General features: G+C 33.4%; 23 protein-coding genes. 14 read left to right on the forward strand and 9 right to left on the reverse strand.

Annotation, left to right across the window (positions count from 1 at the left end; translation table 11 throughout):
- Position 1: 1 nt before the first annotated feature.
- The 3 genes from hemN to A0O34_RS01005 all read right to left on the reverse strand — a co-directional run bounded on the left by hemN (position 2) and on the right by A0O34_RS01005 (position 4,369).
- Positions 2–1,360: an oxygen-independent coproporphyrinogen III oxidase gene (gene hemN, locus A0O34_RS00995; protein ID WP_066750233.1), complete on the reverse strand. Its 1,359-nt coding sequence runs from the start codon at positions 1,358–1,360 to the stop codon at positions 2–4.
- A 398-nt stretch (positions 1,361–1,758) separates the two neighbouring features.
- Positions 1,759–2,769, reverse strand: a complete 1,011-nt coding sequence (locus tag A0O34_RS01000) for a WD40/YVTN/BNR-like repeat-containing protein (RefSeq protein WP_066750234.1) — start codon at positions 2,767–2,769, stop codon at positions 1,759–1,761.
- A gap of 58 nt (positions 2,770–2,827) precedes the next feature.
- Positions 2,828–4,369, reverse strand: a complete 1,542-nt coding sequence (locus tag A0O34_RS01005; protein ID WP_066750236.1) for an APC family permease — start codon at positions 4,367–4,369, stop codon at positions 2,828–2,830.
- 165 nt (positions 4,370–4,534) lie between these two features.
- Between A0O34_RS01005 and pnuC the strand changes: the two genes are divergently transcribed.
- The 5 genes from pnuC to A0O34_RS01030 all read left to right on the forward strand — a co-directional run bounded on the left by pnuC (position 4,535) and on the right by A0O34_RS01030 (position 10,507).
- Entirely contained in the window at positions 4,535–5,212 is a 678-nt protein-coding gene (gene pnuC / locus A0O34_RS01010) for a nicotinamide riboside transporter PnuC (protein WP_066750239.1), read from the forward strand.
- The gene (locus A0O34_RS01015; protein ID WP_066750241.1) at positions 5,209–5,868 is read left to right on the forward strand and encodes a hypothetical protein; all 660 of its coding nucleotides are present in this window, start codon (positions 5,209–5,211) and stop codon (positions 5,866–5,868) included. Before pnuC ends, A0O34_RS01015 begins: the two co-directional genes overlap by 4 nt.
- A 94-nt stretch (positions 5,869–5,962) precedes the next feature.
- Positions 5,963–6,730: a diaminopimelate epimerase gene (gene dapF / locus A0O34_RS01020; RefSeq protein WP_066750243.1), complete on the forward strand. Its 768-nt coding sequence runs from the start codon at positions 5,963–5,965 to the stop codon at positions 6,728–6,730.
- A 31-nt stretch (positions 6,731–6,761) separates the two neighbouring features.
- Positions 6,762–7,787 carry an endolytic transglycosylase MltG gene (gene mltG / locus A0O34_RS01025; protein ID WP_066750245.1) on the forward strand — a complete coding sequence of 342 codons (1,026 nt, stop codon included), beginning with the start codon at positions 6,762–6,764 and terminating at the stop codon, positions 7,785–7,787.
- Between the two features lie 167 nt (positions 7,788–7,954).
- The gene (locus A0O34_RS01030) at positions 7,955–10,507 is read left to right on the forward strand and encodes a TonB-dependent receptor domain-containing protein (RefSeq protein WP_066750247.1); all 2,553 of its coding nucleotides are present in this window, start codon (positions 7,955–7,957) and stop codon (positions 10,505–10,507) included.
- Between the two features lie 54 nt (positions 10,508–10,561).
- Here the strand turns inward: A0O34_RS01030 and A0O34_RS01035 are convergent, their stop codons facing one another.
- The 4 genes from A0O34_RS01035 to A0O34_RS01050 all read right to left on the reverse strand — a co-directional run bounded on the left by A0O34_RS01035 (position 10,562) and on the right by A0O34_RS01050 (position 13,697).
- Positions 10,562–10,999, reverse strand: coding sequence for an adenylyltransferase/cytidyltransferase family protein (locus A0O34_RS01035; RefSeq protein WP_066750249.1), 438 nt, complete (start codon positions 10,997–10,999; stop codon positions 10,562–10,564).
- A 113-nt stretch (positions 11,000–11,112) separates the two neighbouring features.
- Positions 11,113–12,135, reverse strand: coding sequence for a UDP-glucose 4-epimerase GalE (gene galE, locus A0O34_RS01040; protein ID WP_066750251.1), 1,023 nt, complete (start codon positions 12,133–12,135; stop codon positions 11,113–11,115).
- Positions 12,136–12,149: 14 nt separating this feature from the next.
- On the reverse strand, positions 12,150–12,554 hold the full coding sequence (locus A0O34_RS01045; protein ID WP_066750253.1) for a hypothetical protein: 405 nt from the start codon (positions 12,552–12,554) through the stop codon (positions 12,150–12,152).
- Positions 12,555–12,572: 18 nt separating this feature from the next.
- Entirely contained in the window at positions 12,573–13,697 is a 1,125-nt protein-coding gene (locus A0O34_RS01050; RefSeq protein WP_066750254.1) for a DegT/DnrJ/EryC1/StrS family aminotransferase, read from the reverse strand.
- An 86-nt stretch (positions 13,698–13,783) separates the two neighbouring features.
- Between A0O34_RS01050 and A0O34_RS01055 the strand changes: the two genes are divergently transcribed.
- Positions 13,784–15,397: a S8/S53 family peptidase gene (locus A0O34_RS01055; protein WP_066750256.1), complete on the forward strand. Its 1,614-nt coding sequence runs from the start codon at positions 13,784–13,786 to the stop codon at positions 15,395–15,397.
- Between the two features lie 197 nt (positions 15,398–15,594).
- On the opposite strand, the gene A0O34_RS01060 is transcribed toward A0O34_RS01055, so the two are convergent.
- The gene (locus A0O34_RS01060) at positions 15,595–18,129 is read right to left on the reverse strand and encodes a phosphoenolpyruvate carboxylase (protein ID WP_066750257.1); all 2,535 of its coding nucleotides are present in this window, start codon (positions 18,127–18,129) and stop codon (positions 15,595–15,597) included.
- Between the two features lie 117 nt (positions 18,130–18,246).
- Here A0O34_RS01060 and A0O34_RS01065 point away from each other — a divergent pair, with 117 nt between their 5' ends.
- From A0O34_RS01065 to A0O34_RS01100, 8 genes are all read left to right on the forward strand, one after another.
- Positions 18,247–18,912 carry a hypothetical protein gene (locus tag A0O34_RS01065; protein WP_066750259.1) on the forward strand — a complete coding sequence of 222 codons (666 nt, stop codon included), beginning with the start codon at positions 18,247–18,249 and terminating at the stop codon, positions 18,910–18,912.
- Positions 18,913–19,020: 108 nt separating this feature from the next.
- Positions 19,021–19,425: a membrane lipoprotein lipid attachment site-containing protein gene (locus A0O34_RS01070; protein WP_066750262.1), complete on the forward strand. Its 405-nt coding sequence runs from the start codon at positions 19,021–19,023 to the stop codon at positions 19,423–19,425.
- A 63-nt stretch (positions 19,426–19,488) separates the two neighbouring features.
- The gene (locus A0O34_RS01075) at positions 19,489–20,070 is read left to right on the forward strand and encodes a hypothetical protein (protein ID WP_066750264.1); all 582 of its coding nucleotides are present in this window, start codon (positions 19,489–19,491) and stop codon (positions 20,068–20,070) included.
- A 282-nt stretch (positions 20,071–20,352) separates the two neighbouring features.
- Positions 20,353–21,516 (forward strand): iron-containing alcohol dehydrogenase, encoded by a 1,164-nt coding sequence (locus A0O34_RS01080; RefSeq protein WP_066750266.1) that lies wholly within the window; start codon positions 20,353–20,355, stop codon positions 21,514–21,516.
- Positions 21,517–21,688: 172 nt separating this feature from the next.
- Complete coding sequence (locus A0O34_RS01085; protein WP_066750268.1) at positions 21,689–22,159, forward strand: lipocalin-like domain-containing protein; 471 nt, start codon at positions 21,689–21,691, stop codon at positions 22,157–22,159.
- A gap of 71 nt (positions 22,160–22,230) precedes the next feature.
- Positions 22,231–22,887, forward strand: a complete 657-nt coding sequence (locus A0O34_RS01090) for a GDSL-type esterase/lipase family protein (RefSeq protein WP_066750270.1) — start codon at positions 22,231–22,233, stop codon at positions 22,885–22,887.
- 9 nt (positions 22,888–22,896) lie between these two features.
- Positions 22,897–23,859 (forward strand): tetratricopeptide repeat protein, encoded by a 963-nt coding sequence (locus tag A0O34_RS01095; protein WP_082891067.1) that lies wholly within the window; start codon positions 22,897–22,899, stop codon positions 23,857–23,859.
- Positions 23,860–23,971: 112 nt separating this feature from the next.
- Positions 23,972–24,406, forward strand: a complete 435-nt coding sequence (locus A0O34_RS01100) for a lipocalin family protein (RefSeq protein ID WP_066750274.1) — start codon at positions 23,972–23,974, stop codon at positions 24,404–24,406.
- Positions 24,407–24,436: 30 nt separating this feature from the next.
- On the opposite strand, the gene A0O34_RS01105 is transcribed toward A0O34_RS01100, so the two are convergent.
- Positions 24,437–25,789, reverse strand: a complete 1,353-nt coding sequence (locus tag A0O34_RS01105) for a DEAD/DEAH box helicase (protein WP_066750276.1) — start codon at positions 25,787–25,789, stop codon at positions 24,437–24,439.
- Positions 25,790–25,886: the final 97 nt, after the last annotated feature.

Raw genomic sequence — 25,886 nt, forward strand, 5'->3', positions numbered from 1 at the left:
ACTAGATCGTCATTGAGAAAATTCTAGTCTCAGGTTTATTTCTCATCATTCTAAGGTCAAAAACCATCGCAACGTTTCTTGTAAATGCTCGTCCTTTTTCGGTAATTTTTATCTGATTATCATGAATTTCAACCAACTCATCTTTTTCCATTTCTTTAAGCATTTCAAAAGCATTTTCCAGCTCAGGGAAAGAGTTTTGAGCATCGAAAGTTGTTTCAAGCTGACACATTAAATTCAAAATATGCCTTCTTACAATCAAATCTTCTTCATTTAAGATATGCCCTTTTACCACCGGAATTTCGCCTTCTTCAACCGTCTTCTGATACTCTTCCACAGTTTTTACATTCTGAGCAAAAGCATACCAAGAATCAGAAATAGAAGACATTCCAAGACCAACCATCAATTGAGTATTGCTCGAAGTATATCCCATGAAGTTTCTGTGAAGCTTTTTCTGAATCAATGATTGGTACAGATCATCATGTTCAAGAGAAAAATGATCCATTCCCACTTCAATATATCCTAGATCTTCCAATAATTTCTTACCATCTTCATATAAACGGCGTTTTTCTTCTCCGCTTGGGAGATCATTTTCGTCGAAACCTCTTTGTCCAACACCTTTCACCCATGGAACGTGTGCGTAAGAATAAAAAGCAAGTCTGTCAGGCTTTAATTCCATTGTTTTACGAATTGTATGTTCCATTGCTTCCCAACTCTGATGTGGAAGTCCGAAAACCAGATCGTGACTGATCCCTCTGTAGCCAATCTCTTTAGCCCATTCTGTCACATTTTTCACATTTTCAAAAGGCTGAATTCTGTTGATCGCTTTCTGAACTTTAGGATCATAATCCTGAACTCCAAAACTCACTCTTCTGAAACCTAAATCATATAAAGTCTGAAGATGATCTTTCGTTGTATTATTTGGGTGACCTTCGAAAGAAAACTCAGGATGTTCTGCAATTTCCACGCTTTCAAAGATACCTTCCAATAAAGTTTTTAAATTTTTAGGAGAGAAAAATGTCGGTGTTCCTCCGCCTAAATGAAGTTCTTTTAATTTTGGTTTTTCATTAAAAAGTTCCAGATAAAGCTTCCATTCTTTTAAAACACTTTCTAAATAAGGTGTTTCTACACTATGCTGTTTTGTAATACGCTTGTGGCACGCGCAAAATGTACACAAAGCCTCACAAAAAGGCAAATGGATGTAAATAGAAATTCCTTCCGCTGCATTACTTTCCTTAAATGACCTTATTACACTTTCCTTCCATTTTTCAGGTGAAAAAGTACTCTCATCCCAATAAGGAACAGTAGGATAAGACGTGTAACGAGGTCCCGGAATATTATATTTATCTATTAAAGAATTCATTGAAAATGTAAATTTTAAAAATAGAACTCCAAAAGGAATTTCATTATGCAAAATTAAATATAACTTATGAATTTTAAATCATGAATTATATTAGGGTTTCTTTTCGAAATTTATAATGAGTCTAAATACTGCATCCGCAAAATTATTCACTAAATTATCATAACCAACACAATAACAATACAATAAATCATTTCCTTAATTATATTTCATTTTTAATTAGACGATTGTTGCATTTTTACCATACATTATAAATTTTCTTGAGTTGATTCGATCAAATCCTCTGTCAGCCGTTATTTATTAACTTTAACTCTTCTTAAATTTGAAGTTTTTCCGATAACGAAAATTAGATTATTGATTAATAATGTTACTCTAATTTGGTTCATCAATATTTTATAGGCTTAAAATTTTAGTTTCATCAAAGATATTTTATCCTTTCCTGCCAAAACAACCCTATTTCCATCCACCCATTTGCAGACAAAAAATCCTTTTTCATCTGAAATTTTCTTCCAAGTTTTTCCAAAATCTGAAGAATAGCTGATGTGTTGATCTCCAACGGAAATAATTTCTTTTCCTTTTGAATTTGGTTTAATTTTCACACAAGTTGTATATCCAGTATTTTTTCCGGAAGCCTGAATTTGCCATGTTTCTCCACCATCGTTCGTCGTTGCAATATTATTGATATTTGCATCTTGTTTTGTATAATCTCCCCCAACAACAACTCCGAATTTATCGTTAACGAAATCTATCGAATACATTCCCTGAGAAGATTCTCCCTGAATAAATGGAGTATCAAATACTTCAAATTTTTCATTTTTAAATGTTAACCTTAAAATTCGTGATGCTTTTCCGCCTGTTGCAATCCAGAGATAATTTTTAGTTGAAGCTATGTTGGTATTACTCGCTGCAAATGCGGCTTCACCCGGATTTAATTTTATTTCATTCTCAAAAAAACTCCATTTTCCATTTTTGTACATTGTCAACTTCAATCTATTATCATCAGTATCACTGAAAGCAAAAGCTAGTTTTTCATTCACAAAATGAAAGGCATCATAAAACGCAGCTTTGCTTCTATCCGTAAAAACAAGCTGATGGTTTAAATTTTTCTTATCAATCTTAAAAAAATAAGCCGGACTTTCGATATTTACAACATAAAGAGAATCTTTGTCCTGAGCTAACGTTCTGAATTGAAGTTTTTCCTCAGACAATTTGATCTGCTTCTGATTTTGAGGATTCTTTAAATCAACAAAACCAAACTTTGAATCTGTTCCGCTGTACCAGACTTTCCCATCGTAAAGTTCCAAAGCGCGGATGCTTATTTTATCACTTAAAATAGTTGTCAGACTTTCTACTTGTTGAGAAAATGTAAGTATTCCCAAAAATGAAAATAAAATTGGTAAAAGCTTTTTCATATTAGCAAAAATAAAAAATCCACAGAATTCTGTGGATTTTAAGTTGAATATTTTTTAATTAATCTAGATCTGGTTTTTCTAAAGGCTCCTGTTCAGCCTTAAAAGTTTCGCCGTAACCTCCGTTTTGAAGTTTTGAGTTTCTCTTACTGTATAGAAAATAAATAATGAAACCGATAATTAACCAAGCAAAAGAATATAATTTAGCTTCTCTACTTAAATTGAAAATCAAATAAACATTAATTAAAATACCTAAACAAGCGATCAAAGGTAAAGCCGGAACTTTGAAGTTTCTTTGTAAGTTCGGCTCTTTTACTCTTAATACCCAAACTGCTACACAAACCATCGTGAACGCGAATAGAGTTCCGAAACTTGTCATGTGAGCAAGGTCATTAATTGGTGTTAAAGAAGCAACAACAGAAATTACACCTCCCAAAATGATAAGGTTTTTTGTAGGAACTCCCGTTTTAGGGTTTACTTTTGAGAAAGTAGCAGGGATAAGACCATCTTTAGACATTCCCAAGAAAATTCTTGACTGTCCCATGATCATTACCATTAATACTGAGATCAAACCAACTGTTGCTGCAATCGTAATGATGTAACCAGCCCAAGCATAACCGGCAATATCAAATGCGTAAGCTACAGGAGCTTTGATAGCATCAGGATATTTACCAAGTGGATTGAAATCTGTATAATGCATCATTCCCGTTAAAACAAGAGATACTAATATGTATAAAAGTGTACAGATTATTAATGAAGTAATAATAGCAAAAGGAACGTCCTTTTTAGGATTAATCGCCTCTCCTGCTTGTGTAGAAACTGCGTCAAATCCTACGTAAGCAAAGAAAATAGCAGATGCTCCTGCGACAACTCCGCCTATACCGTATGCAGAATGCGAGACTCCGCCTTCCGTAATAGTTGTAGCTTCAGGGATAAAAGGAAGCCAGTTTTTAAAAGGATCAGCTGAACCGAAAATAATAAATGCTCCTGCAATAATTACGAAAATAATAGCCGAAACCTTAAGGATAACGATAAAGTTATTTGCTTTTGCCGCTCCTTTTGTTCCTCTAACTAAAATTGAGATTACAAATAAAACGATAAAAAATGCCGGTAAATTCATTGAAAAACCAGAGTTTCCTGCCGCCCAATACGTTTGCGGATCAGTTGTAAGCCAAGCCGGCAAATGTAACCCAAACATCTTGAGAAGTTTTGCGAAATATCCCGACCAGGATACTGCGACGGTCATTGATCCCATTGCATATTCAAGAATCAATCCCCAACCGATGATCCAGGCGAAGATCTCTCCTACTGTTCCATAAGCGTAAGCGTAAGCCGAGCCTTCTACGGGAAGTATTGATGCAAATTCTGCATAACACAAAGCTGCAAATACACAGGCAATTCCTGCGATCACAAATGACAAAGCCAATGCAGGCCCTGCATTATAGTATGCTCCTGTTCCCGTCAGTACAAAAATTCCTCCTCCGATAATTGCTCCGATTCCAATAGCAGTAAGGCTCCATTTTCCAAGAACGCGTTTCAGCTCACTCTTTTTGATATCAGCTTCATAGGCGCTCATCGGTTTTTTAACCCAAATTTTAGACATATTTTATTATTTATTAAAGATTTACGAAAATATAAAAAATTTAGAAATAGTAACGTTTATTGACAAACTTTCGTCATTTATTTTAAATTTAAAAACTTAAAAATCTGATTCACATATAATTTAAGGCATTTTCAGGTGTCTGATTTTTTGTTTATTTTTGACCTCATGAATTTATACGATCTTTTCGTAAAACCGTATGAGAGCTATACTGATTTACAAATTCTGTTAGAAGCCAGCGGAACGGTCTTCGGAATTTTAAGCGTTTATTTTTCCATCAAGAAAAATATTTGGGTATATCCTACCGGTATAGTTTCTACATTAATTTATGTTTACATTCTTTTCAACTTCGGATTATTGGGAGATTGTATGATTAATGTTTATTATACCGCAATGAGTGTTTACGGTTGGATCTTGTGGGCTAAGAATTCTAAAGATCATATTCATGTTGATGTAACGTGGGCCACCAAAAAAGAATGGGTTTTTGCGACCTTCCTTTTTATAATAAGTCTACTTTTAGTTACCGTCATATATTATTATAAACCTTACATCGATAATCAGTTTTCAATGGAGGGTACCAACCTAGGTTTATATCATCTTGATTGGGCAAATTGGCTGGATGTTATCACCACTTCAATATTTTTAGTAGGGATGTGGTTTATGGCCAAACAGCGCATTGAGAACTGGATTTTCTGGATTATCGGAGATTTTATTTGCATGCCGATGATGATTTTTAAGGGTCTTGGTATCACTTCGGTTCAATATTTGGTATTTACTATAATGGCGATCCTAGGATACGTCAGTTGGAAAAAAAGTTTTAAAGAAAAAAGTACAATAAAGTCATGAAAAATTTATTAAAAATAACATTCAGTATTTTCGTTATAACGAGCTTAACATCTTGTCTTGCTTATTCAGACGGATACGCAAACAACGGATACGGAGACCCCTATTATAATAACGGAAATTACTACGCTCCTCAAGGCTATTACGGCGGAGGCGGATATTATGGTAACGATGGATATTATTACAGAAATGATATCAATTATTACTATGACAACGGTGCCCCTTATTATTATGGAAGCAACCGAAGAAAAGTGTATGTAGAAAGAAGAAATACAACTACAACTTCACAGAGACCGAATAACGGATTCCGAAACAACTCAAATAGTAACAACAACGGAGGCGGATTTAAGAATAACGGAAATAACAACGGAGGTTTCCGAAACTCCAATTCCGGAAGCAATCAAAATAGCGGAGGTTTTAGAAATTCTACTCCACCAGCGAATAATGGTAATAATGGAGGATTTAGAAATAGTACGCCATCAAATAACAATAGTGGAGGTTTCAGAAATCAACAACCAACTACTCCGGCACCACAAAATAATAACAGTGGCGGATTTAGAAATGATAACAGCTCGTCAAACAGCAATAGTGGAGGATTTAGAAACAGTACTCCACAAACTACAACTCCAACCAGATCAACCGGAGGCGGATTTAGATAAAACGATTATAAATAAGAAAACGGACAGCTAACACTGTTCGTTTTTTGTTTTAAATATACTAATTTTGCACGTTTATATTTTAGACAAGAAAAGTATGGAATTTTATAAATATCAAGGTACGGGAAATGATTTTGTAATGATCGACAATCGTGATCTACAGTTTCCTAAAGACAAAAATACAATCGAAAAATTGTGCAACAGACGTTTCGGAATCGGGGCTGATGGTCTTATTTTATTGGAAAATGAAGACAATTATGATTTTAAAATGATGTATTATAATTCTGATGGCGGAGAAAGCACAATGTGTGGAAACGGCGGAAGATGTCTTGTAGCCTTTGCTTTTTTCCTTGATATTTTTGAAGATAAATGCAAATTTATCGCCATTGATGGTGATCATGAAGCTGAAATCCATAACGGAATCATTAAACTAAAAATGATCGATGTAGAAACCGTTTCCAATGACGGAGAAGACGCTGTAATGAATACCGGCTCACCTCATTATGTAAAATATGTGGAAGACTTGGTAAATTACAACGTTTTCGCACAGGGAAATGGCATCAGAAACTCTGAAAATTATAAAGAAAAAGGCATCAACGTAAATTTTGTTGAAAAAATCACCGATGATGAGATCTTTGTAAGAACCTATGAACGAGGCGTTGAGGATGAAACTTTCAGTTGCGGAACAGGAGTTACAGCTTCTGCTTTAACTTTTCTGCAAAAACATAATCTAATCTCTGTAAAAGTTAAAACTTTAGGCGGAAACCTTAAAGTTTATGCTGAAAAAAATGGAGACTCTTTCCAGAATATTTGGTTAGAGGGTCCTGCAAAACAGGTTTTTAGAGGAAAAGTAGATCTTATTTAAAAACAACAAAAACTTTTAATCAATTTTAATAATGAAAAAAGCTATTCTCATTATCATTCTGCTAATTATTGTGATTGCAGGATTTTTTGGTTTTAGATTTTATACTAAATATTACGGAAACAACGTAGAAAAAGATGGGTATCTTTTGATCCCTCATAATGCGAGTTTTAAACAGGTATTAGATTCTATTGCTCCCTATATTAAAAACAAGGAATCTTTCGAAGGTGTGGCAAAAGATAAGGATCTTGATAAATATTTAAAAGCTGGTCGTTACCACATCCAAAGCGGAACAGGAAACACCAACTTGGTGAATATGATCAAAGCCGGAAATCAGACAGATAATACATTTAGAATTGGTGATTTTGGAGATATTTATCAAATGGTTGGTAAAGTGACCAAGAAAACAGAGCTGGATTCTTTACAATTTGTGAATGATTTTAATAAAATCGCCACAGAAAAAGGATATAATAATGCAGAAGATCTGAAAAAATATTTTTTCATTGATACGTATAATTTTTTCTGGACGGTAACTCCAAAAGAGTTCTTTAACAAGTTTGATAGTCAGTACAATGAATTTTGGAACAGCGAAAGAAAATCTAAAGAACAGCAATCCGGCTTAACAAGAGATCAGATTTATGCTTTGGCTTCTATAGTTTATAAAGAATCCGGGGGTAAAAAGGATGAAATGAAAACGATCGCTGGATTGTATTTAAACCGTTACAGAAAAGGAATGAAACTTCAATCTGATCCAACGGTAATTTATGCCATCAATAAGCAGACAAATTTTAAAGATCCGATAAAAAGAGTTTTATATAAACATTTAACGACTCCATCTCCTTATAATACGTATGCTAATAAAGGAATTCCGCCGGGACCAATTTGTGTTGTAGATAAAAGCTCTGTTGATGCCGTTTTGAATGCAGAAAACAACAACTTTATCTTTATGTGCGCAGATCCTAAAAGATTTGGATTTCACAAATTTACAGTGAGTGCGGAAGAGCATGCAGTTAATGCAAAAGCGTATCAGGATTGGCTGAATTCAAAAAATATAAAATAAGAAATAAATTTAACTTTATTTTAACAATCTAATAATTAACATTTAGGTTTAAAAAACGACATATACTTTATAAATAATAAACTAACCTTAATATATTGAAATGTATTCAATTAACAATTTCATAATATTAAGAAAGATTTTTCACGATTTTACACAAACAATACCTTATGAATCAGACGGAAATTATCAATATTTTCACAAAAAGAACTTTAGGGCTTACTTTTGTACTATCGGCGGCAGCGTTCGCCTTTGGACAGGAAAAAGCAGGTATTTCAGGAACGGTAGTTAATAAAAGTAACCAACCTGTTCCTTATGCTTCAGTGACTTTCAGTAATAAAGCAAATAAATTATTAAGTGATGCTACGCTTACCGATGAAAAAGGACAGTATAAACTAGACCTTACGCCGGGAAATTACGACATTACGATTGAGGCAATCGATTACAAGAAAAGCCTTATTAATAAGCAGATTTCAGCAGCCGGAAACATCGGAGCTTTATCTATTGAACCTGAAAAAAGCGCTACTAATGTTAAAACTCAAGATATTGAAGGAATTGTACTAACGGCTCCTACAACCAAAGCTTACAAAGTAGAATTAGATAAAAGAACTTATGATCCGTCTCAGGATATTGTAAGTAAGGGAGGAAATTTGCAGGATGTTCTTTCTAATGTACCTTCGGTTTCTGTAGATACTGACGGAACCGTTTCTATGAGAGGTAGTTCTAATGTAAGATTTTTGATTAACGGAAAACCTTCTGCTCTTCTTGGTATTGATGACGGTGCGAATGCTTTACAAAGTATACCGGCTGATCAGATCGAGAAAATTGAAGTGATTACCAATCCATCTTCAAAATTTGAAGCTTCCGGTACTGCAGGTATTTTGAATATTATTTTAAAGAAAAGCAAGAAAACCGGTTTCAATGGTAGTGTTATAGGTACTTTAGGATATCTTCCTCAAACAAACCTTAACGCCAATCTTAATTGGAGAAAAGGAAACTTTACATGGTTTCTAAATGGTGGTGGTGGTTACAGAGAATCTAAAAATACCAGTAGAAATAATGATTATTTCAACAATGCTGTATTAAATGATGATTTGGTACAAAGAAATACCAACTCTGAAACCAAAAGTAAAAATAACAACTATAATGCTTCTGCCGGAATAGTATATGATATAACGGAAAAAACATCGGTAAATGCATCTGGTACTGTAAGAACATTTGACAGTGAAAACTTCGGTAATATTGATTACAGTTACACTCCTTTTAAAGATCCTTTTTATACATCAAACAGAACTACGTTCGGTACAAACAACAATCTTGCTTTTCAGGGTGATTTTGGGTTAGATCATAAATTTGATGACAAAGGTCAAAATTTATCATTATCATTAAGTTTACAGAGAAGCCGTTCATACAATGATACTAATATTGATGATACTATTGATAATTTGAAAGATATCATCAATCAAAATACCATCAACAAATCTGTTATTGGTAAGGTTGATTATGAGTTGCCTATTGGTGAAATTTCAAAATTAGAAGCAGGATACAGAATTGATATCAATACAAATGATTACAGCAATGATGTCCGTGAAAGTACCACAACAAAGCCTTTAGATTTCCTTAAGCCCTATACTTATGATGCGACATATAAAGAAACTTTCAACGCTTTTTATTTACAATTCAAAAGTAAAATCGGAAAATTAGCTTATCAGTTGGGTGTAAGAGATGAATTGTCGAATGTAGACATTAATTATCTAAGCCTTGATCCCAAGAAAAATGCAGTTGTAACCACTAAAAATTATAATAATTTATTTCCTAGTGTTTATTTAAGCTATGAATTTGCGAAAGACAATCAACTTCTATTAAACTATACGAGAAGAATAGACCGCCCAAGATCATTCTTTATGATTCCTAACCCGAATTATAGCGACAATCAAAATATCTTCGACGGAAATATAGATCTAAATCCTTCTTACGTTGACTCTTTTGAATTTGGATATAGTATCTCTAAAAAGAAATTTACACTAAATCCTACATTATACTACAGACATCAGACTGATGACACAAAAATGTTGGTATATAATATTTTAGCTACAAACGACGATGGAACTGTTATTGATCCAAAACGTATAGAGTCTCACACAAAACCAATTAACTTGGGTACAGATGATCGTTACGGTTTAGATTTAAACTTCAACTGGGATGCAACAAGTTGGTTGAAATTCTTAGGAAACGTAGATGTATTTGGATACAACACGAAAGGAAATACTCTATATGATACTTTTGACGAAAAGGGAAATCCTATTCAGGCTGTTGCTAATTTTAATGGTAAAGGTTTCTCAACAAGAGCAAGACTTTCTACAACGGTTAAAGTAGATAAAACATTCAGTTTCCAAATACAGGGATCCTACAGAGGAGGTCAGAAAACAGCTTTTCAGGATAGAAAAGATATGTATGGTATAAACTTTGGTGCTTCAAAAACAATTTGGAAAGGAGATGGAACTTTAGCATTTAATGTTCAGGATATTTTCAATACGAGAGCCATGAGATCTACAACTTATACAGCAAATAGTGTAAGAGATTCTTACATGCAGTGGCAACCAAGACAGTTCTCAGTTTCTTTAACTTATAGATTTAAGCAAGGGGAAAAAGTAGAACAACCTAAAAAGAAAAAGGATGTTAACGCCAACGCTACAGGCGGAGACGAACAAGGTCCAATGTAAGAGACAAGATATAATCACAAAAAATCCCGAAATAAATTTTATTTCGGGATTTTTTTATTTTGTAGCTTTTGCCATTTCGGCTTCAAAGATTCTTTTCCTTAAGTCGCTCGAGGAAAACCTGTGATCTCTTTTGTTGTAAAAAATTTCGATGCCTTTTTCTTCACAGTATTTTTTTCCTGTGAAATCTTTGTCCATATAATCATCACCGATGATTCTTACATCAATTACAAAAGATTTTAGAATATCTTCCAAATCCTGTTCTGTGTAATAAGGGATGATTTCGTCAACCGCATTTACAGCTTTCAACTGAATATAACGTTCAACAATGGTTTGTGTCGGCTTATTTTTAGTCGGACGATCGTGAGACGGGTCAATTTGAAGACCAACAATTAGATAATCGCAAACCGTTTTTGCTTCTTCCAGCATTTTAATGTGACCTGCGTGTAGTAAATCAAACGAGGAAAATGTAATGCCTATTCTTTCTGTTTTCATAGTGTGTATTTAAAATTTCACTGAAATAAAGGATTTTCTAAGGGATTAAACCTAAATTCAGGAAGGTATTTTTAATTATAATTGTTGTTATTAAATTTTAAACTAAATCAAGCTTAATTATTTCTTGATTCTAAATATTTTTGCCACTCCCAAGTGGTTCTTAAAGCTTCTTCCAAACTGGTTTCAGACTTCCAATTGAGTTCCTTCTCGGCTTTGTTTGGATTAGCGTAAGCGATCGTAATATCACCTTCTCTCCTATCACAAATTTTGTAAGGTACCTCAACATTATTTGCAGTTTCAAAAGCTTTTACAACCTCCAAAACAGATGATCCTTTTCCTGTTCCTAAGTTATAAATGTCAATGGTAGCTTTATCAGACTCTTTGCTCATTAAACTTTTTAAAGCGGCAACGTGAGCTTTAGCCAAATCTACTACATAAATATAATCACGAACTGCTGTTCCGTCAACCGTTGGGTAATCATCGCCCCAAACACTTAGTTTTTCACGAATTCCGGCTGCCGTTTGCATAACATAAGGTACCAAATTATTCGGAATACCAATTGGTAATTCTCCTAATTTTGCAGATGGATGTGCTCCAATCGGATTAAAATACCTCAACAAAGAGATTTTTCGATTGTAAGCTTTAGCAAAATCGATCAAAATTTCCTCGCCCATTTGCTTTGTTTTGCCATAAACACTTTCAGGCATTTTCAATGGAGTATTTTCGTCAATTGGCATTTCATCCGCTTGTCCGTAAACTGTACAAGACGAACTGAAAATAAAATTAGAAAGTTCTCTTGTTTTAAATTCCTGAAGGATATTAATTAAAGAAAACAAATTATTCTCATAATAATCCACAGGTCTTTCCTGGCTTTCTCCAACTGCTTTATATGCTGCAAAATTGATACAACCCTCAATAGAATATGCATCAAAAACTTGGGTTAAAAGCTCCTTTCTTTTTAAATCAAAAGGATAAAAATCCGGTTTTTTACCCGTAATTTCCTCAATATTTTTTAAAATAAATTTTTCAGAATTGGATAAATCATCTACAATAACAACTTCAAAATTGTTATTCAAAAGTTCTACAACTGTATGAGAACCAATATATCCAAGACCTCCCGTTACGAGTATTGCCATTTTTAAATTATTTTTTAATCATTGTGTTTTCCTATTTCATTTATTTCTAAATCCTTTATTTCTCTAATTTTAAATTTATTTACAAAAGTTAAATAAACTATAGAAAATAGCAAATAAAACATTTGACCTCGAATAAAATATCCATATGGTTTAACGGTAAATAATAAACGAAAAACTATCAATAGGATAAATACTCCAAAAAATAAATTTATAGTTAAAATAGATTTTTTATGCTTTTCAATTAATAGAATAACTGTAAGAATACTTAATAAAAACAATGAAGTATTAACTATTACATGAAAATAATAAAAATCAGGATAATATTGAAATAGTAAAATAAATGAAAATAATACTAAATAAATGAATAAGAATATTGAAAATAGATATAACCATTTTTTGTTAAAAATTTTCTTATTCATTTTACCTTTACTTTATATCTACACCATAAATTCCAACACAGCATCCGTAATATACTTCAACTGCTCTTCATCCAACTCTGTATGCATTGGAAGAGAAATTACCTGATCCAAAAGCTTATCTGTATTCACAAAATCAGCATCGTTACTTTCCTGATAATATGCCTTTTGTTTTCTCAAAGCTACAGGATAATAAATCATTGCAGGGATTTCTTTTTCAGTTAAGAATTTTTGAAGATCGTTACGTTTTCCGTTCAAAATTCTCAATGTATATTGGTGAAATACGTGTGTAGAGTTTTCTGCTCTTTTCGGAGTTAAAATATTTTCGTTTCCGGCAAAAGCTTCATCATAATAATCAGCAGCTTTTCTTCTGGACTCATTGTAAGAATCAAGGTTAGGTAGTTTTTTTCTTAAAATTGCCGCTTGGATACTATCCAAACGAGAATTAACTCCAATTTCATCATGATAATATCTTTCGTACATTCCGTGGTTAACGATCCCTCTTAAACGGTGAGCCAAATCATCATTGTTAGTGCAAATTGCACCACCATCTCCGTAGCATCCAAGGTTTTTTGATGGAAAGAATGAAGTTGTTCCTACCGTAGACATTGTTCCGGCTTGTTTTACCGTTCCGTCTGAGAACGTAAATTCTGCACCAATTGCCTGTGCGTTGTCTTCAATGACATATAAATTATGCTCTTCAGCAATTTTTAAAATTTCCTCCATATTCGCACACTGTCCGAAAATATGTACAGGAATGATCGCTTTTGTTTTTGGAGTGATCGCTTTTCTGATCGCTTCTGTTGAAATCGTGAATGTATCGTAATCTACATCTACCAAAACAGATTTAAGTTTAAGCAAATGAATAACTTCCACAGTCGCTGCAAAAGTAAAATCAGCAGTGATTATTTCATCCCCTTCTTTCAGGTCTAAAGCCATCAATGCAATCTGTAAAGCATCTGTTCCATTTGCACAAGGAATCACATGATTTACTTCTAAATAAGACTCCAATTCATTCTGGAAAGACTTTACCTCAGGGCCATTGATAAAAGCCGCCGAATCCATTACATTTAAAACTGCATTATCTACATCATTCTTTATTTTGTAATACTGACTTTGTAAGTCAACCATCTGAATTCTTTTCATAAATAAATATTTGTGTAAAAATAAGGAATTTAAAATCCTGTCAAAAATTTTATTGATTTTGTTTTATCTTTATACAAAATAAATACATGAAAAAACTTTTACTCTTTTGTATCTTAACGGGTTACTCGGCCGTTTCTGCACAAACACAGCTTGTTTTTGTTTATTTTAATGATAAACCGAACAAGACTGCATTTTACGCCAATCCGTTATCAGAACTGTCCCAAAAGTCTCTCAACAGACGTGCAGCATTAGGAATTTCACTGAATGATCAGGATGCTCCGATTGAACCATCATACATTCAAAACATTCAAAATCTGGGATTTACTGTTACCGATTATTCAAAATGGCTGAATGGAGTTGCCGTAAATGCTACTCCTGCACAAATTATTACCCTTCAGTCTCAGCCTTACGTTGGCTCAGTGGAAAGTTTTGCAAGAAATTCGTCCGGTGTTCCCAAAACTACGAATGTAGATAAATGGGCAGATTTTAATTCCAATTATTCAACCAACAAAATATTAACAACTTTTGATTATGGTTCCGGCTCAGACCAAATTGATCAGATCAATCTAAGACAGCTTCACCTTGCAGGTTATACGGGAACGGGAGTTACCATTGCCGTGATCGATAGTGGTTTTCCGACAGTGAATACCGGTTCAGCCTATACAAGATTATGGACTAACAATCAGATAAAAGGCGGATATGATTTTGCTGCAAAAAGTACAGACATTTACAATCCTTCATTAAATGCACATGGAACTGTAGTTCTGGGAGCTATCGGAGGATTTATTCAAAATACATTTGTTGGCTCTGCTCCAGATGCAGATTTTTATTTATATCGAAGTGAAAATGCAACCGTTGAAATTCCCGAAGAGGAACTCTATTGGATCGAAGCTGCTGAGGAAGCCGACAGAAAAGGAGTTGATGTTATTACAACTTCGCTAGGTTATAATACTTTTGATGATTCGAGGTACAATTATACGTATGCCAATATGAACGGAACTACTTCTTTTATAGCAAGAGCTTCCGAAATTGCTGTTAATAAAGGAATTTTTCTTCTCGTAGCAGCAGGAAACTCGGGACAACAACCGTGGCATTATATCATAACGCCTGCTGATAATGCTAAAGTTTTTACAATTGGATCTGTTGATTCTGCAGGAGCTTCTTCTGGATTTTCATCTTATGGCCCCAATTCTGCTGGCATTGTAAAACCGGACGGAAGCACAAGAGGAAGCGGAGCTTTTACCGTTAATAATAATTCAACAACAGTAGTAACAGGAACTTCCATTGCAACGCCGATTGCTGCAGGTGGAGTCGCTTGTTTAGTCCAGGCATTTCCAACGATGAACAGAGATCTGATGAGAAATAAATTAAGACAAACCGCTTCCCTATCTCCAAGTCACACCGATCAAATGGGATTTGGAATTCTAAATTTTGGAAGTTTCTATAACGGAACATTAAATACTTCAGAAATGGTAAAACAAAAGCAGGTTGCCATTTTCCCAAACCCTGTGAAAAACATTCTGAATATTGCTACAGAAAATAATGTCTTATCTTTAGAAATCTATGATAATTTAGGAAGATTGATTACCAAAAATAACAATCAAAAATCTATTAAAGTTGAAGATTTTGCGAAAGGAACTTATTATCTGAAAATTCAGACAAAGGATAAGGTTTATTATGAGAAGTTTATAAAAGAATAAATGAAAAGCCTCTCGAATTGAGAGGATTTTTTGTTTACTGGTATTCATTGTTTTTGTCATTCCATAAGAATTTAGACTCTTATAAAAGTAGGCATAGATTCCACGCTCTACTGCGTTCCATTCTGAATGACAAACTTTATGTTTAAACTTAATATTCTTAACTTCTTAAAACAAACCTTAATGGTTCAAAATTCAATTTAAGCCGAATTCCTACTCGCATTAATATTTCCAAACAGAGAACGCGTCACCAGTTTTTCATAGGCTTCTTTATTACCTTCTCCTTTTTGGATTTTCATTAAAGCATATTGCTGAATACTCAATAACGGAAGAACAATTTTCTCTCGAATTTTCACTGATTTTCTTGACAAAGGATCTTCTTCCTGAAGCAACTTGAAGCCTGTTAATTCCAACATAATGTCTTTTGAAAGGTTGTATTCTTCAAAAAGAACATTCCAAAAAGCACCGAATTTTGGATTGCTTTTAATATAATAGGTTAATGGGAAATAAGACTTATTCATACTCATCATCGAGTTCAAAACTAAAGTTTTAAAGAAGTCCGAACCTTTATACAAATCTCTTACTTCTTCAAATCTACCCTGTTTCTTCATTTCCTCCATCGCAAAACCGAAACCGAAGAATCCAGGAACGTTTTGTTTTAATTGAGACCATGATCCAACAAACGGAATAGCTCTTAAATCTTCAAATTTCAACTCACTGTCTCCTCCACGTTTTGATGGACGGCTTCCGATATTGGTTTTACCGTAATATTCCAACGTACTCATTTCCTGCAAATACGGAACGAACATTGGATGAGCCTTTAGATCTGAATATTTCTTATAACTGATATCTGCCAGTTCAATGATCAGTTTTCTTTCTTTTTCGGTTAAATCCTTTTTAGAATTCTTGAAAACATCATTTTCAACTCCGGCTGTTAAAAGCTGTTCGAAATTATATTTTGCCTGTTCTTTATTCCCAAAAATACTTGTGATTGTCTGTCCTTGAATCGTTAATTCAATTTTATTATTCGCAATTGTATTTCCTTGAGAAGCATAGAAATCGTGGGTTTTTCCGCCACCTCTTGCGGGAGGTCCGCCTCTACCGTCGAAGAACACTACTTTGATTCCGCTTTCTTCGGAAAGTTTAGTTAAAATTTCTTTGGCTTTATAAATTTCCCAGTTGGCTTTTAAATATCCACCGTCTTTTGTTCCGTCAGAGAAACCAAGCATGATCGTTTGTTGATTCCCTCTTTTTTCCAGATGTTTTTTATAGATTGGATTTTGGTACAACTCACTCATCACATTTTCAGCATTAGCAAGACCTTCCATTGTCTCGAAAAGTGGAACAATATCCATGTTGATTTCTTCATCTTTATATCCGCAGACTTTGAAGAAAGCGTAGACATTCATTACATCTTTTACGGCATCAGAATTAGAAATAATATAGCGGTTCATTCCTCTAAATCCGTTGGCTTGCTGGATTCCTGTGATTTGAGAAACCGTCAGTAAAGTATCCTGAACAATTCCTTCAAAATCATCCGTATTTACTTTATCTGAAACTTGAATTAACTGATTGAATTTCTCATCATTCGTTGCTTCAATATTTCCAAAAACCTTAGCATGAACTTCATTAATTACCTGTTGATGAATTCTGCTATCTTGTCTAACATCCAACGTCGCAAAATGCGTCCCGAAGATCTTCACGCGATCTCTGAAATTCAACAAAAGCTCTAAAAATAAAGAATTATGATGTTCAACCAAGATTTTTTCGGCTTCATTGGCTCTTTTTAAAATATCTTCTGTTGTAATTTTTTCATTATTAAAAATTGCACCGTATAATTCGTCATTCAATTTCTGTAAAACCTCTGAAACCCCTCTGAAACTCAATCTTCTTCTGATAAATTTCAAGTGGCTGTAATACGATTTTAAAATAGCTGAACGAAGTTCTTCCGATACTCTTTTCGTAACATCTGCCGTCACAAAAGGATTACCGTCTCTGTCACCGCCCGGCCAGAAACCAAGCTGAATAATATCTTCGTGAAGGTGAAAATGACCGTTTCCAAAAGTATTTCTGATCTTTGTAAACAGCTCGCCAATCGTATCGTAATACACATATCTCAAATATGAAATAATACTCAACGCCTCATCAATCGGAGTTGGTTTTTCTTTATTAACAAAAGGCGTTTTTCCTAATTGTTGGAGTAAAGTATCGATATTTGTAACAGAATCGGTCGTAATTGCCGTTCTCAAATCCTGAATAATTCTCTGAACCGAACTTGGATAAAACTGTGTTGGATGCGCTGTAAAAACTACTTTTACGGTAAAATCTTTTAATTTCTCACGTACTTTTTCCAGTTTATGATCCAGAAGCGAACGTTCGAAAAGATTGGTTACCGTTCCGCTGTCACTTTCTGAATGCAGACTTGGGAAGGCAGCATCTTCGATACTGTCGAACAAAACGACCTGTCTTTCTATATATTGAATAATTTTGAAAAGGAGTTCAGTTTTCTGTTCCTCTGTCTGTAAATCTGTATGACTTTTAAAGAATTCTTCGACGATCTGTTCAGGTGTTTTTCCTGCTTCGTAGCCGTTCTTACTTTCTTCATACAAAAACGGAAGCAACATCCCGATATTCGTCATTTTATCATAAGGCAGGCTCATAAATAATGAATTGTAGATCTGGAATTTATTTTCAACGATCTGCCTGAATTTTTCTGCGCGTTGGTCGTGTATCATATAACAAATGTAGGGGATTTTGGTTTGAAATTAACCTATTTTCACTTTAAAAATAATTAATTTTAGCAATAATTCATAGCTAATTTAATCATTAAAAAATCTAATTTTGTAATAATCATGAAGAAATTTTTAATCATTATTTTATTCTTTTTATCTCAAATTTTTCACACACAAAAATGCAATTGTGAAAATCATCCTGAATTAAAAAAAATCATTTCATGTAAACCTCAGATTTTTAAAAATAATGCTAAAGTTTTCTGGCAATACAATTGTAATTCTTCATGGTTGATCTTTCAAAATAAACATAGTAAGAAAAAACTTTTCAGCCTTGAAAAAGATTTAATAAGTCTTACTAATAGACTAGGTTATAGTAATATTGAAGAATACAAACACTCTTTTCTAGTTGAATACAGAGTTATTTCGGGTTGCTGCCAATCTCCAGAATATATTCTACACAATAAAAACAACGGCAATGTCATTAAAAAGCTTGGAACCATACTATATAAAGGTCAAGCCAATCACAAAATACCGTTCATACTAACTTTAAAAAGCCTTACTTGCATTTTTTATACAGATTTAAATACCAATAAGATTAATTACTTTTATTTAAAAAAAGGAATGCTAGAAAAAATAATGTTACAAAATAATTATCTTTCTACAGACAATATTTTTGATAAAATAGAAATGCAAAATAATATCATTGTATTATATTACGAAACTTTCAATAAAAAGAAGCATCGTCAAAGAAAGACAATAAAAATAGATCTTAAAAAAATTCATTAATCAGCTTACAGAAGTTCTAAAAATATTTTTCTATAATAATTCAAGTCTATAATAATTTTGAACACAACACTTTAATGATTAATTTTACAAATCACAGAAATTAATCCAATGAAAAAAATATTCATATTCCTTGTAATAGCTTTTGTTTTTACAGCCTGTGGTGACGATTGCTATAATGCTCCTCAGCCGATAGCTTTTGAATTCGTTAATGCTGATGGTGAAAATCTGATCACGAATGGAACTCTTAACCCTTTTTCAATCAGTGACGAAAATCACATCGGTGTACAATTGACCAAAACATCTGATGATAGGGTCATTTTAGAAAATGTGGGAGCTTATAATGGTACAAAAAATTATACTTTTTATTCTAATCTTAAAGTTTTTGATTTTTCAATACAATCGTCTGAATTTAAAGGAGGTTGTGATGGTTACCAGATCAATAAATTAACGTTTAAAGGCGTCGGAATTGATGTAACAGATGAAAAAGGATACTATAAAATTGTTTTGGAATAAAAATAGCTAATAGTAAAATTGTCTCTGAGCATGGATAAAATCCCATCCAGGAAAATAATAAGCATGAAAATTATTTTAATCATTTCTTTTCTAATACCGGGTTTATTCCTTTCCCAAAAAACGGTTTCCGAGGATTACAAAAAAATCCCCGAAATCCTTGACAGCACTGCATTCCTCTACCCTTTTATCAAACCCGATACAAAATATCAATATTGGTCGGTTCTCCGCAACATTGAAGATCCTGATCCTGATAAATCTATCATTTACGAAAGTCAAATGCCCGATTTTATGACGCTCAATGATCCGGCTCCGGAGAGAGGTTTCTTTCAGCAATGCTCGACAAGCGATTGCTTTTCCTATATTTTAGCCTGTAAAAATGGCAAGACAGAATATTTTAATAATGAACAACAATTGAGAAATTTCATCGGATTTGTTGACAATTTACCGGAAGCGATTTTGATTGCAGAAACGTATGGTTTTAAAGTTGATACAAGTAACAGATTAGGAAGTTCTTATAAAATTGATGATCAATATATTTCGATGTATATTTCAAAACTGAAGAATGGTAATCAAAAAGAGTTTTTTTTAGTTAAAATCAATAGAAAAAGCGGGAAATTGGAGGCTAAAAGTAATGGGTCTTACTAATTTAGACTGTATTTGTCATTCTGACGAAGGAAGAATCTAACTATGCTTTAATTTGAACCATTAAGGTTGAATTAAGTAGTTAAGAAAATTAAGTTGAGATTCTTCACTTCGCTTTGCTCCGTTCTGAATGACAGTGCCATGTTATTGATTACATGCTATTAATTAATAAACACATCAAATTTCAATAGTTTTAATTAAATATAATCATAAGAATTTTAAAACTTCCTTAACTCAATTTTCACTTTGCATTGCGTAAATTTGGGTTAAATAAATTTAAGAACAATGCTTAATTTCGAGTTTAAAAATCCAACAAAAATACTTTTCGGGAAAGGTGAAATCGCTAAGATTTCAAAAGAAATTCCTCAAGACGCTAAAATATTAATGATCTACGGTGGCGGAAGCATCAAAAGTAACGGCATTTACGATCAGGTACAAGAAGCTTTAAAAGGTTATGATGTGCATGAATTCGGTGGAGTTCCTGCCAATCCTGAATATGAAGTTTTAATTGAAGCTTTACAAGTTATTAAAGAAAAAAATATCACTTATCTTCTGGCTGTCGGTGGTGGTTCTGTAATTGACGGAACTAAATTCCTTTCTGCAGCAGCAAATTATGAAGGTGAACCTTGGGAAATCCTTAAAAAATCGGTAAGAACTTTTGAAGGTGAAGGAATGCCTTTCGGTTCTATCTTAACATTGCCAGCAACGGGTTCTGAAATGAACTCAGGATACGTGATCTCAAGAAGAGAAACAAACGAAAAATTGTCTTCAGGAGGTCCCGGACTTTTCCCTGAATTTTCTGTTTTAGATCCGGAAGTCGTAAGATCAATTCCAAAAAGACAAATCGTTAATGGATTGACAGATGCTTACACCCATGTTTTGGAACAATACATGACGGCTCCTTCTTCTGCTGATTTACAGGAAAGAATTGCAGAAAGTATCCTTATCAGCTTACAGGAAACAGCTCCAAAAGTTTTGGCTGATGATTTCAATTATGAAGCAGCTGGAAACTTTATGTGGTGTTGTACAATGGCTTTGAACGGATTGATCCAAAAAGGAGTTATTACAGACTGGGCAGTTCATGCGATGGGACACGAATTAACAGCCTATTACGGAATTGATCACGCAAGAACATTGGCTGTGATCGCACCATCTCATTACCGTTATAATTTTGAGTCCAAAAAAGGAAAATTAGCTCAATATGCAGAAAGAGTTTGGGGAATCAAAGACGGAACTGTTGAAGAAAAAGCTGAATTAGGAATTAAAAAAATGGAAGAATTCTTCCACAGTCTTGATATTAAAACTAAACTTTCAGAATATACAGAAGACTATAAAGGAACCGCAGAAAGAGTGGAAAAAGCCTTTACAGAAAGGAATTGGGTAGGTTTAGGTGAACACAAAAAACTGACTCCTCAGGATGCCTACAAAATTGTAGAAATGAGTTATTAATAAAGCTGGAAGCTGGGAGTTTGAAGAAAGGAAGAGTTTAAGTCTTCCAGCTTCTGACTTCCAGCTCCCAATTAAAATTCATTTATTTACAAACATTCGTTTAAAAAACCTTAATTTCATTATAAATATTTCAAATTTATTTATATTTTAGCATATTCTTAAATTTGTGATAATGAAAAAACAGCTACTTTTATTTGCCTTTTCCGCTTTGGCGCTTACTTCGCTTACTTCTTGTGAAGATGATGACGTTCAAGCTTACGACTTAGACACCCTGCAAGGTGAATGGAAAGTCAGTAAAAAAGAGATCATTTCAGGGAAAGACGGTAAAACTGTACTTAATACTGACATTCCTGCAGGATGTGAATTAAAAAATGTGACTTCGTTCAGTACTGATTATTCCACATCGTATACTTATTATGGTGGTGTAGGAGCTAATTGCCAGATCAGTGCGCAAGAGCAGGGTAAATATACATATGACGCAGAAGCTAAGGATATGGTGATAACGTATGACGACAATATTAAAGTAAAATATAAAGTAATCATCCTTTCAAGCTCGGAACTGAAACTAATGGATGTTCCTGGTGGTGGAGATTATAACGGAGATACAATCAACGATCTTTATTATACTACTTTTAAAAGATAAAACAAAAACTCTCGATTTTATCGGGAGTTTTTTATTAGAAAGAATTTTAATTAACTAAAAATTATTAAAAAATGAAGAAGATGTTATCAGCATTATTATTGCTGACCTTTGCCCTTTTCTTTTCACAGGAAAAAAAGCCGATGTATTGGCAGGACATTCAAAATTTCAAAAAATTAGATCAGGAAAATGCACCTGCTAAAGATGCTATTCTTTTAGTCGGAAGTTCATCTTTCACAAAATGGACTGATGTTGCCAATTATTTTCCCGATAAAACGATCATCAACAGAGGATTTGGAGGATCAAGATTAACGGATCTTAATTATTATGCTAATGATTTGCTTTCTCCTTATCAGCCAAAACAAATTATTGTTTACTGTGGTGAAAATGATTTTGCAGACAATCATAAATTAAAAGCGAAAAAAGTTGTTAACCGATACAAAACGTTCTACAAAAAGATTCGAGAGAAATTCCCGAATATTGAAGTTGATTATATCTCCATAAAATACTCGCCAAGCAGAGAAAGTCTTTGGCCTCAAATGAAGGAAGCCAACAAAAAAATTGCAGCTTTTATGAAGAAGGAACCAAATGCAGAATTCATTGATATCACAAAAGCAATGGAAGACGCCAACGGAAATGTAAGGAAAGAGCTTTTTGTAGAAGATATGCTTCACATGACTCCGGAAGGCTATCAGATCTGGACGAAGGTGATGAATCCTTATATGAAATAATTTTCAACCATGATAAAAAAACGACTAACCATTTTAATTCCTATTTTCATTTGTTCTTTGATGTTTGCTCAGAAAGACACCAAAAAGGAAGTACTGAAGGAACTTTCAGAAAAAGCTTGTCAATGTACAGATTCAATCAGATTACTTAATCGGAATAAAAAAGATATCCTGAAAGATGTGCATGACTGTATCGACAAATATACAGGAGCATTACAAATTTCTACTCTTCTTTCAGGTGCAGAAGATTTAGCAAAGACCGCTCCGGAAGTAAACGGAAAAAAACAAATAAATCTAAATTTCAATACGAGCAAAGACTCTAAGCAATATATAGATAGCTACAATGATATTGAACGATATCTGATGAATAACTGCCAAAGTGTTAAAAATATTGCCACAACTTCTGAAACTAATGATGAAGGATTTTCTAAAGATAATGAGGCTATGGATTTTTACCATAATGGACGAGCGCTAACAGAAAAAAAGGATTGGAAAGGAGCTATTGAGAACTATGAAAAAGCAGTCAAAAAAGATCCTGAATTCGTTTATGCTTGGGATGCTCTAGGAATCAATTATAGAAGAAATGAGGAATTTGATAAAGCAATTTCGGCATATGAAAAATCGCTGAAACTAAATCCAAAAGGGAAAATGGCTTTACAGAATATCCCTGTGGTATATATTTATAAAAAAGAATTCCAAAAAGCAATTGATTCTTATATGAAATTGGACAAGGTATATCCCGGAGATCCGGAAGTTTATTACGGGATTGGAAATGTATATTTTAACGCATTGAAAGATGATGAAAAAGGACTAGACTACATCTGCAAAGCTTATAAAATTTATAGTAATCAAAAATCTCCTTACCGATCTGATGCAGAAGCTATGATTGCTTCTATTCATAAAAGCATGAAAGAAAAAGGTAAAACTGAAAAGTTTAAAGAAATACTGAAGAACAATAATATTAGTACTGAATAAAACAAGAGCTCTCAAATAGAGGGCTTTTTCTATTTTAAACAATCAAGAAAATATTTTGAAGCAATAGAAAATTTTTCATTTCTTTGTGAACTTTAAAAAAATTAAACTAACCATGAAGAAAATCTTATTTCTAGCTGTTTCGGCGGCTTTTGTATTCAGCTCGTGTAGTAACAATGATGATGATGACAACTCAGTAAATATTGTCGGAGTATGGAAACCATCAAAAACTTTAAAAATTTCAGGAAGTAATGGGAATCTAATTTCTACTGAAAATTCTTCTACCTGTAACAAAAAAAGTACTTATGATTTTAATGCAAACAATCAATTAACGAGTCATATTTTTGAAGATGATTCAAATACCTGTACAGATTTCGGATCACAGACAACGCCCTATTCTTATGACATGAACAACAAGAAGATTGTTATTGATGGTGATACTTATGACGTAGCAAAGCATACTTCAAACGAAATTCAAATTGTTGTGGATTACGGACAATTTAATAGTGATAATATTGAAGATCACATGATACTTGTTCTTACAAAATAACAAAAGCTCCCGATTTGGGAGCTTTTTTGTTTATTTCTTTCTTTTAGATTTTGAGATCGCTTTTTGTTGCGCTCTGTTGGCTCCAAATTTCTTAGGTTCTTTTCTTTTTGTTGGTCCGCCCCAGTTTTCTTTTTTGTTTTTATCCTTTTTCTCATGGAAAGCTCCTCCTCCATCATACAGCTTTGCATTTGCGGGATTTTTCATTAGAATTACATCTTCTTCTGAAATGATCTTTTTAGGATTAATTTTAACTCCTTCAGGGAAATCAACGAATTTTAATTCTCTGTCCATCAATAATTCAATGTCTAGCACAGGACGCTCTTCTTTTTTAGCAACAAAAGAAATAGCTTTACCGTCCTTGTCTGCTCTACCCGTTCTACCAATTCTATGAATATATTGTTCAGGAACTTCTGGAATTTCAAAGTTAATTACGTGAGTAATATTTGAAATATCCAAACCTCTCGCCATAACGTCAGTCGTGATCAAACCTCTGATTTCTTCATTTTCAAAGCGTTTCATCGCCTTCAATCTGTAGTTTTGAGATTTGTTTGAGTGAATTACATCAAACTGTTCAGGGAAAAGCTCATCAATTTTAGTAAATAATAAATCTGAATGCTTTTTATTATTAGCAAAAATCAAAACCTTAGACATATCTGCGTCTGATTTCAATAAATGTTCCAACAAATTGATCTTCGTATTAAAGTTTTCAACTTTATAGGCAGTCTGTTCAATTTTTTCAAGTGGAGTTCCGGATTTTGCTAATGAAATCTCGATTGGACCAGCAAAATACTGAGCCAGCATTTCATCCACAGCATCTGTCATGGTTGCAGAGAAAAGGATGTTTTGTCTCTTGTCTCTCATCATTTCGAAAATATGCGTCAACTGTGGTCTGAAACCTAAGTTAAGCATTTCATCAAACTCATCAATGATCAGTTTCTGAACTTCTTTAAGAGAAATAGCATTATCAATCGCTAAATCCATGATTCTTCCTGGCGTTCCAACTAAAATATCACAGCCATTGTTAAATAAAAGCTTCTGCGTATTGATATTTTTTCCACCGTAAATTCCGATAACTCTTGCAGTAATATTTTCCGTTAATTTTTCAACAATTTCAGTTACCTGAACCACTAATTCTCTTGTAGGAACTAAAACAACAACCGTTGGATTTCCAGTTTTGTTATATTTCCAAGTTTTAAGAACAGGCAGCAGATAAGCTAATGTTTTTCCGGTACCTGTTTGTGCAATTCCCATCACGTCTCTTCCGGAAAGTATAGGTCCTATACTCTTTTCCTGAATAGGCGTTGGTTCAAACAATTCCAGGTCTGCTAAAACATCTAGAACTTTAACCGGTAAATCAAAATCTGCAAAAGTTATTTTATCCATTTTGCAAAGATAGGCAATTAATTTATTTATGTATTAGAATGGGAGTCGGAAGATGGAGGTAGGAAGTTTAAAGCTTAATGTTAAAAATTTACATATT

This window comes from Chryseobacterium glaciei, assembly GCF_001648155.1.
GTDB lineage: Bacteria > Bacteroidota > Bacteroidia > Flavobacteriales > Weeksellaceae > Chryseobacterium > Chryseobacterium glaciei.

What these genes read in the sequence shown, in the direction of transcription:
- hemN (WP_066750233.1), bottom strand. Translation starts at nt 1,360, where the DNA reads ATGAATTCTTTAATAGATAAATATAATATTCCGGGACCTCGTTACACG.
- A0O34_RS01000 (WP_066750234.1), bottom strand. Translation starts at nt 2,769, where the DNA reads ATGAAAAAGCTTTTACCAATTTTATTTTCATTTTTGGGAATACTTACA.
- A0O34_RS01005 (WP_066750236.1), bottom strand. Translation starts at nt 4,369, where the DNA reads ATGTCTAAAATTTGGGTTAAAAAACCGATGAGCGCCTATGAAGCTGAT.
- pnuC (WP_066750239.1), top strand. Translation starts at nt 4,535, where the DNA reads ATGAATTTATACGATCTTTTCGTAAAACCGTATGAGAGCTATACTGAT.
- A0O34_RS01015 (WP_066750241.1), top strand. Translation starts at nt 5,209, where the DNA reads ATGAAAAATTTATTAAAAATAACATTCAGTATTTTCGTTATAACGAGC.
- dapF (WP_066750243.1), top strand. Translation starts at nt 5,963, where the DNA reads ATGGAATTTTATAAATATCAAGGTACGGGAAATGATTTTGTAATGATC.
- mltG (WP_066750245.1), top strand. Translation starts at nt 6,762, where the DNA reads ATGAAAAAAGCTATTCTCATTATCATTCTGCTAATTATTGTGATTGCA.
- A0O34_RS01030 (WP_066750247.1), top strand. Translation starts at nt 7,955, where the DNA reads ATGAATCAGACGGAAATTATCAATATTTTCACAAAAAGAACTTTAGGG.
- A0O34_RS01035 (WP_066750249.1), bottom strand. Translation starts at nt 10,999, where the DNA reads ATGAAAACAGAAAGAATAGGCATTACATTTTCCTCGTTTGATTTACTA.
- galE (WP_066750251.1), bottom strand. Translation starts at nt 12,135, where the DNA reads ATGGCAATACTCGTAACGGGAGGTCTTGGATATATTGGTTCTCATACA.
- A0O34_RS01045 (WP_066750253.1), bottom strand. Translation starts at nt 12,554, where the DNA reads ATGAATAAGAAAATTTTTAACAAAAAATGGTTATATCTATTTTCAATA.
- A0O34_RS01050 (WP_066750254.1), bottom strand. Translation starts at nt 13,697, where the DNA reads ATGAAAAGAATTCAGATGGTTGACTTACAAAGTCAGTATTACAAAATA.
- A0O34_RS01055 (WP_066750256.1), top strand. Translation starts at nt 13,784, where the DNA reads ATGAAAAAACTTTTACTCTTTTGTATCTTAACGGGTTACTCGGCCGTT.
- A0O34_RS01060 (WP_066750257.1), bottom strand. Translation starts at nt 18,129, where the DNA reads ATGATACACGACCAACGCGCAGAAAAATTCAGGCAGATCGTTGAAAAT.
- A0O34_RS01065 (WP_066750259.1), top strand. Translation starts at nt 18,247, where the DNA reads ATGAAGAAATTTTTAATCATTATTTTATTCTTTTTATCTCAAATTTTT.
- A0O34_RS01070 (WP_066750262.1), top strand. Translation starts at nt 19,021, where the DNA reads ATGAAAAAAATATTCATATTCCTTGTAATAGCTTTTGTTTTTACAGCC.
- A0O34_RS01075 (WP_066750264.1), top strand. Translation starts at nt 19,489, where the DNA reads ATGAAAATTATTTTAATCATTTCTTTTCTAATACCGGGTTTATTCCTT.
- A0O34_RS01080 (WP_066750266.1), top strand. Translation starts at nt 20,353, where the DNA reads ATGCTTAATTTCGAGTTTAAAAATCCAACAAAAATACTTTTCGGGAAA.
- A0O34_RS01085 (WP_066750268.1), top strand. Translation starts at nt 21,689, where the DNA reads ATGAAAAAACAGCTACTTTTATTTGCCTTTTCCGCTTTGGCGCTTACT.
- A0O34_RS01090 (WP_066750270.1), top strand. Translation starts at nt 22,231, where the DNA reads ATGAAGAAGATGTTATCAGCATTATTATTGCTGACCTTTGCCCTTTTC.
- A0O34_RS01095 (WP_082891067.1), top strand. Translation starts at nt 22,897, where the DNA reads ATGATAAAAAAACGACTAACCATTTTAATTCCTATTTTCATTTGTTCT.
- A0O34_RS01100 (WP_066750274.1), top strand. Translation starts at nt 23,972, where the DNA reads ATGAAGAAAATCTTATTTCTAGCTGTTTCGGCGGCTTTTGTATTCAGC.
- A0O34_RS01105 (WP_066750276.1), bottom strand. Translation starts at nt 25,789, where the DNA reads ATGGATAAAATAACTTTTGCAGATTTTGATTTACCGGTTAAAGTTCTA.